The 13,867-nt window shown below is 55.1% G+C and carries 16 protein-coding genes, 1 tRNA gene and 1 pseudogene; 6 read left to right on the forward strand and 12 right to left on the reverse strand.

Translation table 11 applies throughout. The features are described from left to right. Position 1: 1 nt before the first annotated feature. From PMI41_RS12230 to PMI41_RS25565, 9 genes and pseudogenes are all read right to left on the reverse strand, one after another. Positions 2-850, reverse strand: a complete 849-nt coding sequence (locus PMI41_RS12230; protein ID WP_008125185.1) for a hypothetical protein — start codon at positions 848-850, stop codon at positions 2-4. Then, positions 850-1,227, reverse strand: a complete 378-nt coding sequence (locus PMI41_RS12235; protein ID WP_008125186.1) for an XRE family transcriptional regulator — start codon at positions 1,225-1,227, stop codon at positions 850-852. The genes PMI41_RS12230 and PMI41_RS12235 overlap by 1 nt, the downstream gene beginning before the upstream one ends. 4 nt (positions 1,228-1,231) lie before the next feature. Continuing rightward, positions 1,232-1,598: pseudogene (locus PMI41_RS12240) on the reverse strand (type II toxin-antitoxin system RelE/ParE family toxin). 41 nt (positions 1,599-1,639) lie between these two features. Continuing rightward, a complete protein-coding gene (locus PMI41_RS12245) occupies positions 1,640-2,113 on the reverse strand; it encodes a hypothetical protein (RefSeq protein WP_008125188.1) in 474 nt (157 codons plus the stop codon). After that, positions 2,056-3,297, reverse strand: coding sequence for a site-specific integrase (locus tag PMI41_RS12250; RefSeq protein ID WP_008125189.1), 1,242 nt, complete (start codon positions 3,295-3,297; stop codon positions 2,056-2,058). The genes PMI41_RS12245 and PMI41_RS12250 overlap by 58 nt, the downstream gene beginning before the upstream one ends. Before the next feature lie 156 nt (positions 3,298-3,453). Beyond that, positions 3,454-4,053 (reverse strand): DNA repair protein RadC, encoded by a 600-nt coding sequence (gene radC, locus PMI41_RS12255; RefSeq protein WP_244423935.1) that lies wholly within the window; start codon positions 4,051-4,053, stop codon positions 3,454-3,456. 108 nt (positions 4,054-4,161) lie between these two features. After that, positions 4,162-4,992: a type I methionyl aminopeptidase gene (gene map, locus PMI41_RS12260; protein ID WP_008125191.1), complete on the reverse strand. Its 831-nt coding sequence runs from the start codon at positions 4,990-4,992 to the stop codon at positions 4,162-4,164. 18 nt (positions 4,993-5,010) lie between these two features. After that, positions 5,011-5,712, reverse strand: a complete 702-nt coding sequence (gene sfsA, locus PMI41_RS12265; protein WP_008125192.1) for a DNA/RNA nuclease SfsA — start codon at positions 5,710-5,712, stop codon at positions 5,011-5,013. A gap of 44 nt (positions 5,713-5,756) precedes the next feature. Then, entirely contained in the window at positions 5,757-5,879 is a 123-nt protein-coding gene (locus tag PMI41_RS25565; RefSeq protein ID WP_008125193.1) for a hypothetical protein, read from the reverse strand. 334 nt (positions 5,880-6,213) lie between these two features. Between PMI41_RS25565 and PMI41_RS12270 the strand changes: the two genes are divergently transcribed. Further along, complete coding sequence (locus PMI41_RS12270) at positions 6,214-6,411, forward strand: hypothetical protein (RefSeq protein WP_008125194.1); 198 nt, start codon at positions 6,214-6,216, stop codon at positions 6,409-6,411. 113 nt (positions 6,412-6,524) lie between these two features. Here PMI41_RS12270 and PMI41_RS12275 read toward each other — a convergent pair. From PMI41_RS12275 to phaC, 3 genes are all read right to left on the reverse strand, one after another. Then, positions 6,525-6,599 (reverse strand) — tRNA-Glu (locus PMI41_RS12275). A gap of 146 nt (positions 6,600-6,745) precedes the next feature. Beyond that, the gene (locus PMI41_RS12280) at positions 6,746-7,960 is read right to left on the reverse strand and encodes a D-Ala-D-Ala carboxypeptidase family metallohydrolase (RefSeq protein ID WP_081497133.1); all 1,215 of its coding nucleotides are present in this window, start codon (positions 7,958-7,960) and stop codon (positions 6,746-6,748) included. Positions 7,961-8,218: 258 nt separating this feature from the next. Then, positions 8,219-10,039: a class I poly(R)-hydroxyalkanoic acid synthase gene (gene phaC, locus PMI41_RS12285; protein WP_008125196.1), complete on the reverse strand. Its 1,821-nt coding sequence runs from the start codon at positions 10,037-10,039 to the stop codon at positions 8,219-8,221. Positions 10,040-10,167: 128 nt separating this feature from the next. On the opposite strand from phaC, the gene PMI41_RS24250 reads away from it, so the two are divergent. The 5 genes from PMI41_RS24250 (at position 10,168) to PMI41_RS12310 (ending at position 13,865) form a co-directional block, all read left to right on the forward strand. Then, positions 10,168-10,515, forward strand: coding sequence for a hypothetical protein (locus tag PMI41_RS24250; RefSeq protein ID WP_008125197.1), 348 nt, complete (start codon positions 10,168-10,170; stop codon positions 10,513-10,515). 150 nt (positions 10,516-10,665) lie between these two features. Then, positions 10,666-11,877: an MFS transporter gene (locus tag PMI41_RS12295; protein WP_008125198.1), complete on the forward strand. Its 1,212-nt coding sequence runs from the start codon at positions 10,666-10,668 to the stop codon at positions 11,875-11,877. A 434-nt stretch (positions 11,878-12,311) separates the two neighbouring features. After that, positions 12,312-12,677 carry an NADH-quinone oxidoreductase subunit A gene (locus PMI41_RS12300; RefSeq protein ID WP_008125200.1) on the forward strand — a complete coding sequence of 122 codons (366 nt, stop codon included), beginning with the start codon at positions 12,312-12,314 and terminating at the stop codon, positions 12,675-12,677. After that, on the forward strand, positions 12,668-13,246 hold the full coding sequence (locus tag PMI41_RS12305) for an NADH-quinone oxidoreductase subunit B (protein WP_008125201.1): 579 nt from the start codon (positions 12,668-12,670) through the stop codon (positions 13,244-13,246). The genes PMI41_RS12300 and PMI41_RS12305 overlap by 10 nt, the downstream gene beginning before the upstream one ends. Positions 13,247-13,256: 10 nt before the next feature. Then, on the forward strand, positions 13,257-13,865 hold the full coding sequence (locus tag PMI41_RS12310; protein WP_008125204.1) for an NADH-quinone oxidoreductase subunit C: 609 nt from the start codon (positions 13,257-13,259) through the stop codon (positions 13,863-13,865). Positions 13,866-13,867: the final 2 nt, after the last annotated feature.

The following is a 13,867-nucleotide window of genomic DNA, read 5'->3' on the forward strand; positions in this document are numbered from 1 at the left end:
TTTACACTACGCCTCGGCTGACGCGTTCGTGCTCCGCGATCAGAAACGTCAGGTAGCTGCGGATGAGGTTGCAATAAAGACGGGCCTCGTCGATGCCGAGAGCGAGGCCCTCTTTGAGATCGACGCCATGACGCACCCCGCCGCCAGTGGGCGACGACAGGTATCCATGGAGCGTCATCATCCAGTTCAGGATCTGCTCTTGGTGCCCTCGGCCGCGCTGGCGCAATTCGAGGATGATCTTGTTGAAGTAGCGGCCCTGGATGCTTCCATCGGCAACGTCGAGGCCTCTAAAGGCGGTTGCGATGGTTTCCAGCAGCCAGAGCACTTCCTGGACCCCCTGACGGCCATTGCCCTCGCTCAGGAACCGCTGAGAAGCGTCGAGGGACTCGTGGATGAGGGCTCGCGCCTGGACATCGAGCGACGGGGGCGCGTCAGGAACGGTGATCGGAATGTGAACGCGGGTGGCGACCAGCATCGGAGGATTGAGCTGATAGCCGGCGTTGGCGTCGGCGAGGATGCGATTGATCCTCCCGGCTTCCGGTATCACCATCGCCGGATTGCGAGCCCAGAGTTCCTGGCATGCGTCCCAGAACGCTTCGATGAAGACCGGAGCGTTCTCACCGGCGCGCGCCATATCTCGGTCGAGATCTTCGGAGGCGAACCGCTCGTTGGTGCTCGGCCAATACTCGGCGCTGGCGGCCGCACAGAACCGCGCCTTGAAATGTTCCAGAATGGCCTTCCGAAGCCCTTGTCCGCTGATGCGGTTGATCAGGTCGCGAAAGCCTTCTTGTACGGCAGGCTCTATCGCGCCGGGACTGTCGAACCGCCAGTTGCCGTCGAACTGAAGCATCAGGGCCGGGCTCTGGCCGCTTTTCGCACGCGGGAGGGAGCGCGCGTGGGACTGCTCGATGACATCACGTCGCCCAGGCTGTGAAGCTTGAGGGGCGGATGCGACGGCAGCTTCACGGTGAGTTCAAGCTTGCCGCCGATCGCTTCGACATAGCTGCGCAGTGTCGACAGATACATGTCGGCCTGCTTTTCGATCTTCGAGACCGAGGGCTGTTTGATGTTCAAGGCGCCGGCGACATCTTCCTGCGCCTTCCCCGCGATCTGCCGCAGCTCGCGCAGACCCTCGACCTCCTGCCGAAGCTCCTGGTAGCGGACCTCGACTTGCTCCTGCCGGTCGCGGGGCAGCGAAGCGATGACGTCCGTGATGCTGCGTCCCATCGCGCTATCCCTCCTTTACGGACTTCAGGTTTTCCAGGTGGTCGGAAAACCGCTTGTCCGCCTTTACGATAAGCTGCTTGTAGAAGCGCTTCTGACTGCCGCCCGACTTATCGCCTGCAACAAGCAGGATTGCGTTTCGCTCTGGGTCGAAGGCAAAGGCAGTTCGCCACTCGCCATCGGCCGCTGAAAAAGCGCATTTCCTTCATGTTGGCGTGCTTCGAGCCCTTCAGCGTATCGACGTAAGGTCGACCAAGTTGCGGCCCGAATTCGGCCAACAGCTTTGCGAGGGCGAGCATTTCGATCTGCACCTCGTTCGCGAAAGCCTGAAACTCTGCCTGAAAGGCATCATGCAGTCTGACGTCCCAATCCATATAGCTTCCAGGCTATGTTAAGTCAAGGGTGGAGGCCGGCGTTAGTTGCCGCCCTCCGGCGCTCCGGCTTGGCGCAGCATGTCACCAATGGGCTGAGAGCCGACACGGCAGCGGGCAATGACGCGGTCGAATGAGATCACGCGCCTGCTGCGGCCGCGCTCCGTCGCGCATGTCACCTCACGGTGAAGCGCAATGCGTTCTAGCGCGACCTTTCCTTGAGCCCCGCCGTCTTCGTGGAGCTCGGGGGCGTTGAAGTCGGCAAGCCTGACCTCGATCCAGGCGTTGGGGTCGGTCGTCTTGCCTACGCAAAGGCTGTCGCCATCACCGACATAGCGAACCGTGCCAGAGAACTGCACGCCAGCTTGGGCTGGCAGAGGTGCCTTGCACGGATCCGCATAGGCGGGGAGGACGGGGCAGAGGAAAACAAGCATGCCGGCAAGAAGGAGAGGCCGGTGGCTCATGCCGCCGCCTTCATGCGCTTCTTCGCAAGCATGGCGCGAACGAATTTGTCCCATTTCGCCATTCCGGCACGTTTCTCCACCATGTAGTTCCAGCGGTCGTAGTGCTTTGAACTGACGTCCTGCAAGGCGTGGTTCTGCAGGCGGTCGCGGATCTCCTTGGGCACGCCTGCCTTGCCGGCGAGTGTCTTGAAGGTTCGACGCAGATCGCGGTTCGTCACGTAGGGAATCACGCCACGATCCCGCTGGCGCCACATGAACGAATAGAGCGTGCCATGGCTGACGGGCTTGGAGGGATCCTTGGCCGACGGGAAGAACCAGCCGTACTCATTGACGTTGATTGATGAGATTAGCTCTGCGGCCAGATCTGACACCGGAACGGCATGGGGCTGATCGTTCTTCGTTTTGGACCAGTCGATAATCTTCTCCTTAGCGTCCCATTGATCGATATGAAGGTTCGCGATCTCCTCGACCCGCTGACCAGTCAGCATGAGGATTCGGACCGCACGGGTATAGGGAGGATGGACAGGCGTATCGGGGCACTCCAACCAGCGATAGAGCTGGACCCACTCGTCCTCATCGAGCCAGCGCGTGCCTTGGACCTTGGGCTCGGTCGGGATGCCTGCTGCTGGATTGAACGGGATGCGGAAGCGCCGAGCGGATTGCTGGCGATAATCGTTGTCGGACTTCATGCCCCAGCTAAACGCGGCGTGGATATAGGATCGTACGTGATCGGCCATCGACTTGGCGCCGCGGTCATAGATCGGGCGGATCAGTTCGATGATTTCCTCGGACTCGATCTCGCGGGCGAGACGGTTGCGCCCGAGCGTATCGGCAATCTTGTTCAGACCCTTTTCGGTTTCCTTCCAGGAAGGTTTGTTCGCGGCCTTCAGCGATGCGACGTAACCCTCGAAAAGATCGGCGACGGTGCCGGGGCGCGTGTCGGTCGCGATCTTTATGCTGCGACCTTTTTGGATGACGTCGGCGAAGTCGCGTTTGAAGATTTCGCGGGCCTGGCCGAGGGTCATTGACGGATAGGCGCCGAGCTTCTTCTTGGTGCGCTTTCCGTCGCGCCACTGCTGCGCCATCCAGTCGGCCGTCACGCGCTTCGGCATGGGCTTGAGGACAAGGACGAGACGTCCCGTGCCACGGCCTTCGCCATCGGCGAGGTTTTCTTGCTTCTGACTCATCTCGACCCGCTTCAGCGCATGTCGGATGGCGGTGTCGGTCAGGCTTGGCATTGCACTTCCTCCTCTTCCGCAACTGGGATCGGTCGAGGAGAAACGGGGATCGTTTGCTGGGAGCGGAAAGCCGTATTCTACCCCTTCAACCGCCCCCAATTTGCCATAACCGCCCCCTGTACGCAACCTACAAAAGGCGCCTAAGATACTGGTGTTTCAGCGGTATTGAGCGTGATCCAGCGGGATCGAAAAGGGGGTAGTGGGGTGGTTATGGGCGAGGATAATTGCACTGGCTGACAGCTGCAACGCACGGGCAATGACTTCGCGCGGATAGACAGGTGTATGATCGACAGTCCCAATCTGCTGTACCTCATCCGCGATAAGCGCGTTCTTCTTGTCGAGAAATAGAATTCGAAACTGCTCGCGAGATTCGTACGCCATTGCTGCGACGCAGTAATCCATGACTTTTGCCCACGAGCTTAGAACGATTTTCTCCCGAATTTCGCTTCGGATCATGCGGTGAGTGATGGCAGAGGTGAATTTCAGATCGAAAGCTATTGTCGGACCACAACCTTTCACCTCGCGAATAAGGTGCTCGGGTGCTCCAAGAACCTCGGCCAGTGAGCCAAAGCGCGCAATCAACGCCTTTGCCAGCGGTTTCGTGTCGCCCTGCCTGATCGATTTATAGAGCAGCATTTCCAGCATTTCATAATCGGCAAAGCCAACATGACCGATATTCTGGAAACGCTCTTTCATGCGTTCGCGATGACCCAGATAGTGCGGCACCGGTTCGGCCTCTGGCGGCTGTAGCTGCACGTTGAGTGAAGGCTTGCCTGCATCAACGGCAGGTTGTTCTGAGGAGAGTTTTGAGGAGGTTTCGTTGAAGAAGAAAGGCAGGTTGGGCTTTTCTTCATTCATACGGCGTTATCCGAGTTTTAAACCAGGCGCAAAGAGCCCGGCAGGAGAAACGGTGAAAACTTCGCAACCATCTTTGGTAACACCCACAGTGTGCTCATATTGAGCTGTCAGCGAGCGGTCCCGGGTGACAGCCGTCCAGCCATCAGCAAGTACCTTCACATGAGGGCGACCGAGATTGATCATGGGTTCGATGGTGAAAATCATGCCTTCCCGCAACTCCACGCCTTCGTTTGGTGTGCCATAATGCAGGATATTTGGCGCATCATGGAACAATTGCCCCACGCCATGACCACAGAAGTCTCGCACGACGGAACAACGTTCAGCTTCAGCGTAAGTCTGGATTGCAGCACCGATGGCACCTGTGCGGGCGCCGGGACGAACGGCTGCTATGCCGCGCATCAGGCTTTCATGCGTTACTTCCATCAGACGTTCTGCGGCACGCTTGATTTCGCCAACAGGGTACATGCGGCTGGAATCGCCGTGCCAGCCATCGACAATGTAAGTGACATCAATATTGACGATATCGCCCTCGCGCAGCAGTTTGTCGTCAGGAATACCATGACAGACGACATGATTGATCGAGGTACAGCTGGATTTGGTATAGCCACGATAATTCAACGTTGCGGGCAGGGCGCCCTGATCGGCACCGAACTCGAAGACAAAGCGATCAATCGTGTTGGTCGCAACGCCGGGCGCTACAATCGAAGCTAGCTCATCCAGGCAGCGTGCCGTCAACTGGCAAGCCTTGCGCATGGCCTCAAAGCCCTCAGGACCATGAAGGCGGATTTGCCCCGTATTCTTCAGGGGCGCGCTCTGTGCGTCTAGATAGCTGACCATTGAACTGACCGGTTGACGTTAATCGATGATAGGCATTGTTCTTACCGCCGCAATACCTGAAGGCGTGATGTGGCATTTTACAGCGTAAGCTTCAACCCCGCGCCGCATGGCACGCTGAAATGCCGCTGCATAAACTGGGTCAAGATCGCCGCATATCTTCAAATTATCGCAATCTCCCCGCTGGATGACATAGAGCATTACGCCGCGGTGACCAATTTCCACCATGTTGCCAAGTTCGTCCAGATGTTTTGCGCCACGAGCAGTTGGAGAATCCGGAAATTCCGCCAAGCCGGGCTTGCGCGAGAAATGTACATTCTTGACCTCGACGAAGGCGCTGGGGCGGCCCTCATCGCTCAGCAGGATATCTATGCGCGAATTTGCACCATAACGTTGCTCGCGCTTCAGCGTCGTGTATCCGGCAAGCGGTGGAATCAATCCTGCCAGAATCGCTTCTTCGGCGATCCGGTTGGGCAGCCCCGTATTGATGCCAACGATATGCCCACCGACCTCTACGAGTTGCAGCGTGTGAGGATATTTCCGCTTGAGATCGTTACTGTATGACAGCCAAACCTTTATGCCGGGGTCAGTCAGACCCAGCATGGACCCGGTGTTGGGCACGGAACTGGTAATGGCATTGCCGTCGTCGAGAATAACATCTGCCAGAAAGCGTTTGTAGCGCTGTACCAATGTGCCGGTGATGAGCGGAGAAGCAAAAATCATTGCGCAGGCTTAGCTCAACCTGTCCGTAAAATCGATGAGTTAAATCAGTTTCCTGACAGGACCGCGTTAACAACGTCTGCAAGCGTTGTATCGGCCATCATAACCATTGCGGCTGCAACCAGTCCGGCCGCGAGAAACTTCAATGTAGTCTTCGTATTATTGTTCATCGTCGTGATTTCCTGCATGCCCCCATCGTAGCGGAGAACAGGCCGACAATATGTTCCAATGAAGTTTGTTCGAAGGCGTGCCACCCACAAAAAACCTGCCTTGGGAAAGGCAGGCAAGTTTGCTCTGGGGTGGGAGAATCGGACTCGTTGGAGGTAAATACCGAGTCCTGTCATCACGATCGGAATCGTGGTGACGATTCATGATATGTCAGCTCATCATTTCAGCCTCATAACTTTGTCTAACATGTCGTGACAAAGCTTGAAAAAACCGGGCTGTTCTAATTCTTCCGAGTGTCACATGCTGTGCGGAGGGACAAACGTTAGGAGGACTTTCATGAAATACAAGATTTTCCTGCCCCTCATGGCAGTTGCGGCTTTCTCCCTTGCAGCCTGCGATAACAAGCCTGCGGAGGGCACAAGCACACCGCCTGCAACGACCACTGAGCCCACAACACCACCGGCAGCAGCACCAGCCCCGGCAGAGCCAGCACCAGCGCAACCTGCACCCGCACAGCCTGCGCCAGCCAATTAATTTACGCGAAATCCACGTACGGCCGGCTCATCCAGAGCTGGCCGTTTTCACGTGCGCAATCGCATAGGCAATTAACATTGCCTGACAAGTCGCTGATTTTCATTGAGAAAGACTGGTACGCCCAAGGGGAATCGAACCCCTGTTTGCGCCGTGAAAGGGCGCCGTCCTAACCGCTAGACGATGGGCGCCTCCGGTGAAGCGGCTTATAGTGAAACAGTATTTCCGCCGCAACCCCATAATGCATTCTTTTTTAGAAAAAGTTCAATTTGTGCAAATTTAGTTCAATGAGCGGTTGTGCGAACGCATTAATCCACGAACAGCAACAGGGTTTTAATCAGCCTTTGCCACGTGAGCAGCGCCAGTTCCAATCACGACGCGGGCCGATATCCACATGAACTGATTCGGTGTGGCAGTAGGTGCCGACACCGCCACGGCCAGTCATGGCACGCGCATAATTGGCCAATTCCCATTTGCTGATCCCGGGAACCTGAATATCAGCCGCTGCACAGGACATATGCAGTGACGCCTTCGCACCATTCACCTTGCGGTTATAGGGAGGGCTGCGATAGCCCGAGGTAACGATGACAGATTTGCCGTATTTCCGCTCGATCAGCTTGAGGATGCCAACCAATTGAGGTTTCAGGCACGCAACATCGACACTTTCGCGCTGAACTTTCAGGCCATTGGGTGCAAGACGCGCAAGCCCCGCAGCTGAGGCCAGAATCACTGGAGCACCCGCTGCCTCGATGTCATCATCCTCATAGAGGCTGTCGCGTTGCATGATCTGGATGCCGGCATTTGGCCGGACACCCGGAAGAGATGCGAGATGCTCAGTTCTGCCGGCAAAGGAATCAGCTGAGGGAAGGTCACCTTCAGATGATCCTGAAGCAGTCGGCTTCGATTTTGGCTCGATGACCGCGACAAGCCGCTGACCGGCAGGCTTTGAGCGGTTATTCGAGAAGAGACGCAGCAGCGCGCCATTGTTTTTCTGGGGTGCCGCTGCCGTTTTTGTTTCTTCCGGAGGCGGAGCTTCCGCAGCAGCAGTGTCTGGAGCAGCCTTGGCCTCTGGTTTTGCCGTATCGGCAGCTTCCGGTGCTTCAACTGCCGGGGTAGGCGCAGGATCAGCTTTTTTGGCCATACTACCGAAAAGAGAAGTTCTTACGGGAGGCTGGGCAACGACAGTTGCTGCGCTTGCCACCTGTACTTCTTCGGTCTTTGTTTCTGTCGACCCTTGGGCTTCGGCTTTGGCATCAGCCTTGGCCAGTTCAGCTTTGCCCTCGGCGGGCTTGGCTGCACCATTGATTGCTTGAAGGGCGTTTGTTTCAGTCGAACCCGCCAAGGCAAGCGCTTCGGGTGTAACTTGTGCATTGCCGCCGGATGGCAGGGAGGTTTGTGTATCGCCTGCTGATGTATCTGTCGGAGCAACTGCGAGTGCCGAAGTAACGCCCGGGTTTGTGCCAGTAGACGTGCATGAAGTTGCGGCAAGAGCCACAAGACCAATAACGCATACGACTGTACTTGCCCGTAAGGCTGAAACTGAACGCGGCAGTGTTTTCAACGATTCCCCCGTCTGGACGTCCGGCACGATTCGATAATTCAATCCGGCCCGTTTTATAAGAGCATTAAGCCCACGAAGTTCTATTGAGGCGCAAATACACCGGCAGAGAGCGACAATAATTAATTGTTTTTAACCATTCGCACAAGATACGAACTATCTACACAATAAGGCGAAAACGTGATCCGACACTTTCTCGCCACGGTCCTTAATCGAAAGTTACAGCAAAACCTTGTAATATAAGCTGTATCATTACACGCGTATTCTCACATAAGTGCCTGGCGCATCTGCCAGAACCTGTACGTTATTTTCGCCCGGTATGCGTGGGGCGACCCGCGTATTGTCGTGTTTCTCGATCCAGGCATGCCAGTGATTCCACCAGGAGCCAGGGTGCTCGCCACTCTTTTCCAGCCATGATTCGAATGTTCCGACGGGCGCATCCCCAGTCCAATACTGATATTTGTTCTTGGCAGGTGGATTAACCACACCCGCAATGTGACCAGAACCGGAAAGAACATAGGTGACGTCGCCGCCAAAATACTTGCACCCGGTAAATACCGACAGCGCAGGAGCGATATGGTCTTCTTTAGCCGCCAGATTGTAGATCGGGATCTTCACATCGGCCAGTGAAAGGCTTTCACCAGCCAGCTTCATCAAGCCTTGAACGAGGTTGTTATCGAGATAGCAGTTGCGCAAGTAGTAGGAGTGATTGGCGGCACTCATGCGCGTTGCATCGGCATTCCAGTAGAGAAGGTCAAACGGCACCGGATCGCGTCCGCGCATGTAATTGTTCACCACGTATGGCCAGACCAGATCACCGGATCGTAGCATGTTGAATGCTGTAGCCATTCGTGTGCCGTCCAGATAGCCCTCTGCTGACATGGCATTTTCCAAGGCCTTTATCTGATCCTCATCAACAAAAACCTTCAAATCCCCGGCATAAGTGAAATCCACCTGAGTGGTGAACAGCGTTGCGCTCTTGATTCGGTCTTCGCCTTCCTTGGCGAACAAAGCCAAGGCTGCGCTGAGCAAGGTTCCGCCGACGCAATAACCGATTGCGTTGACGGCCCGCTCGCCGGTCGCTGCTTCAACTGCGTCCAACCCAAAGCGCAGGCCTTCATTGATATAGGCCACCCAGTCTTTCTGGGCATGTCGCTGATCGGGATTGACCCAGGAAATAACAAAAACCGTATGCCCGTGCTCTATCGCCCATTTGATAAACGATTTTTCGGGGTTGAGATCGAGAATGTAGAACTTGTTGATCCAAGGCGGGCAGATCAGAAGCGGGCGCTTGAGCACATCCTTTGTGGTCGGCTCATATTGAATGATTTCAGCCACATCGCTTCTGGCTATGACTTTGCCGGGCGTTGTCGCAACATTCTCGCCAAGCGCGAATTTCGTCAGGTCTGACTGACGCAAACGCAGATCACCACCACCGGCGACAATATCTTCCGCCAGCATCTTCATGCCGCGAACGAGATTCTCGCCATTGCTCGCAACCGTTTCCTTGTAAAGCTCGGGATTCGTCAAAAGAAAATTGCTGGGTGAGGCGGCAGTGGTAATTTGTTTCACATAGAATGAAGCCTTGTGGCGCGTGTGATCATCAAGACCTTCGGCGTTTTCGACCAGATCGCCAGCCCAGCGTGCGGTAACGAGATAGGCCTGCTTCAAAAAGTCGAAAAATGCATTACGCCCCCAATCCTCATCGGTGAATCGTTTGTCACCCTTTTCCGGTGTAGCAACGTCTTCAACGTCCTCGCCGCCCATGCGCCGAATAGAGTTCGACCAGATCGTCATATAGCTTGCAAACAGCTTCGTCTGGGCTTCAAGCGCTCTGCTTGGCTCAGAAAGCCAATATTCGGAAACCTTGGACAGCGTTTTGACAACATCGGTGACAGGATCGGCGAGCGTGTCGCGTTTCAGACCTTTTTCGCGCGGTTCAACCCAGGCAGAAGCAGCTTTACCCGCTTGCTCGATCATATGGGCGACATTGCGGGCAAAGGCTTCCGGGTCCTTGACCACATAGTGATCCAGATTGGGTGTCTTTGTGCTTTTATCGCCTTGATTGTCCATACAGTGGCATCCTCCCGCCAATTCTCCCGCTCAGCATTATTGACATGATAACATAAGTTGGTGCTATCCCTCCAAGGTGCATTTATTGTAGCCATGATAAATATCGTTTTTCTGAGTCAGGACACACAATGAAAATCTCGCTCAAACTGCTCATGCGCTGCTCAGCAGGCGCCGTTATGATCGTCGGCTTGAGCGCGTGCGCCAATACAAGCCCTGCGCCCATGTCGAATTCGCCGATGACCGGTCCGGTCAATACCGGAACCTATCCGCATTTTACGCCGGACCCAAAAGGCGAAACAACCCAGTTTACACCGCAGGAAAAGGACGATCTGCGCAGCAGGACTGCAGCGGCAAAGAACAGCCAGCGGGGCCCGTCGGCCGATCCATCGGCAGCCGCCCGCAAACAGGCCGAGATTCGCTTGCTTCGCCAGCAGCAGGCCGAGGATTTAAAGGCAATCGAAAGCGGCCAACAATAAGAATCGCCGTGATTTGATCATCGGGTCTACTGGTTGCCCACAGGCACAACAGATCAACCGATAATGCATTGCTGCGTTGCACAAAAATCAGTTGTGTAACTTTTGTAGTGTAGGCAGCATGCTATTTTCTCTCATTCGCGGTTGCTCGCTATGCCTTTACCGATTTTAGCCTTGGCCATTGCCTCTTTTTGCATTGGTACAACCGAATTCGTCATTATGGGATTGTTGCCAGAAGTGGCTGCCGATCTCAGCGTGACAATTCCGAGCGCCGGGCTTCTGGTGACCGGTTACGCACTGGGCGTAGTCATCGGAGCGCCAATCATTGCGATTGCTACCGCTTCACTGCCGCGAAAGCCGGTTCTTGTCGGTCTTGCGATGCTGTTTGTTATTGGTAATCTTTTTTGCGCCATCGCTCCCAATTACTGGATGCTGATGATCGCCCGGGTGGTGACGGCCTTTGGACACGGGGCGTTTTTCGGTATCGGCTCGGTGGTGGCAGCGAACCTTGTTCCGCGCCACAAACGTGCAAGCGCCATAGCTTTGATGTTTGCCGGACTGACGCTCGCCAATATTCTTGGCGTTCCTGCCGGAACCGCGCTTGGCGAGGCCTATGGCTGGCGTGCCACCTTTTTCGCGGTCGTCGCGATTGGCGTTGCTGCTGTGATAGCCATCATAGCGCTCGTTCCCTCTGCGAAAAGCGAAGAGAAGGGTGGGGGTATCCTCAGCGAGGTGAAAGTTCTGGGTAAGCTTCAGGTTTGGCTGGCCATGGCAATTTCGGCCTTGGCATCAGCAAGTCTTTTTGCCGTATTCACCTACATCAAGCCCATCCTGACTGATGTTTCCGGCATTTCCACTTCAGCCGTGACATGGGTTCTGCTGCTTTTTGGTGCTGGTATGACTGTCGGCAATGTAATTGGCGGTAAACTTGCTGACTGGAAGCTAATGCCAACCGTTATCGGTACGTTGATCGCGCTGGCGCTGACCCACATCATTTTCGCCGAGGTGACTGGCTTACCAACCGCTGCAATTATAACGGTTTTCTTCTGGGGCGTTCTGACCTTTGTCATAGTCCCACCATTGCAGATGCGAGTCGTCGAATCTGCCAATGAAGCGCCAAATCTGGCAGCTACGCTCAATCAGGGCGCCTTCAACGTCGGTAATGCCTCCGGTGCCTGGATTGGCGGTGCAGCGCTTACCATGGGCGTTCCTTATCAGTATCTGCCGTTTGTGGGCGCTCTGTTGTCCTTTGTCGGGCTGGCTGTCGCGATCTGGTCTTCCATGCTGGATCGGAAAGCGCACAAGGCAAAATTGATTGAAGAAGAAGGCCAACAGTTCGGTCTTGAACCATTGGCCGGCGTCTGAACATTCCAATGCCTCATCGTCATAAATCGGATCAGAGCCGAAACGGCTTTGCCATGGGCCTACGCACGCCAACCATTATACCTAAATCGGTTATAGGACCGAATGTCGCAGTTGGGATTTGGCATGCCGCAGGGTGCTGCCCGCCAACCTACATTAATATCATTCTAAAAAGGCTTTTGCGGCCTTTTTCCAGCAAAATGGGGGTAAAAATGCCCAAAACAGATGGTTTTTCCATTACTGAATACCGTGTGGAGGATAAGTCGCGCATATCTTCGCGACGATTGTTGCACTTGCGTGCATGGCGCTAACGCGCTAACCCTCGGCCATCGAGCCAACTTCAAAAGACGGCGCGATCTGCCGTGCATTATCGGCAGTCATGTGTATGACATGGCATTCTTGTCAGCCTGAGTTCACAAGGCAGAAAAAGACGGATCATGAACGAGCTATTAAGTTCCTACCTGCCCATCGTTATCTTTATCGGTGTGGCGCTGGTAATCGGTCTGGCACTGTTGATTGCGCCGTTTCTGGTTGCATACAGCGCGCCCGATCCTGAAAAATTGTCGGCATACGAGTGCGGCTTCAATGCTTTTGACGACGCCCGCATGAAGTTCGATGTGCGCTTCTATCTCGTCTCCATTCTTTTCATTATTTTCGATCTGGAAGTGGCCTTCCTTTTCCCCTGGGCGATATCGTTCGGTGATGTGGGCTGGTTCGGCTTCTGGTCAATGATGGTATTCCTGGGCGTCCTTACGGTCGGCTTTATTTATGAGTGGAGAAAGGGAGCGCTGGAATGGGATTGACCGACACCACCACCCTTGTGGCACCGCAACCAAAAGGCATTATCGACCCGAATACAGGCAAGCTGATCGGTTCTGACGATGCATTCTTCGGTGAGATAAACAATGAGCTGGCCGACAAAGGCTTTCTAGTCACTTCTGCCGATGCACTTGTAACCTGGGCACGTACCGGTTCTCTCATGTGGATGACTTTCGGTCTCGCATGTTGCGCAGTTGAAATGATGCACACTTCAATGCCTCGCTACGATGGCGAGCGCTTCGGTTTTGCGCCGCGCGCTTCACCGCGTCAGTCAGACGTGATGATCGTTGCAGGCACGCTGACCAACAAGATGGCTCCGGCGCTGCGCAAGGTCTACGACCAGATGCCCGAGCCTCGCTACGTCATCTCCATGGGTTCGTGCGCTAATGGCGGCGGGTACTATCATTATTCGTATTCGGTTGTTCGTGGCTGTGATCGCGTTGTCCCCGTCGACATTTATGTTCCGGGATGCCCGCCGACCGCTGAAGCGCTGCTGTATGGCGTTTTGATGCTGCAGAAGAAAATCCGCCGAACCGGCACGATTGAGCGATAAGGTGAGCGCGATGTTTGAAGAAGCATTGAACGAACTGGCAAGCTACCTGACGGAAAAGCCCGGCCTGACGTTGAATTCGGTTGGGATTGCCTATGGCGACCTTTCTGTCGAAGTAAATGCCGATGCGCTACTTGCGACACTGACGTTCCTTCGCGATGACGTGCAGTGTCAGTTCATTTCGCTGATCGATATTAGCGGAGTCGATTATCCATCGCGTGTTCATCGCTTTGATGTGGTCTATCACCTGCTGTCACCTCGCCAGAACCTGCGTATTCGTGTGAAGGTGGCAACTGACGAAGATACGCCGGTTCCTTCCGCAACACCGGTATTTCCGGGCGCTGACTGGTACGAGCGTGAGACCTATGATCTTTACGGCGTGCTCTTCTCCGGCCATCCCGATCTTCGCCGCATTCTCACGGACTACGGCTTTGAGGGTCACCCGCTTCGCAAGGACTTCCCGCTGACGGGATTCGTCGAGGTTCGCTACGACGATGAGGTGAAGCGTGTTGTCTATGAGCCGGTTGAGCTAAGACAGGAATTCCGCAACTTCGACTTCCAGTCTCCTTGGGAAGGCACGGATTATGTGCTTCCGGGTGATGAGAAGGCCAAGGTGAATTGAGC

The organism is Phyllobacterium sp. YR531, from assembly GCF_000282595.1.
Taxonomy (GTDB): domain Bacteria; phylum Pseudomonadota; class Alphaproteobacteria; order Rhizobiales; family Rhizobiaceae; genus Phyllobacterium.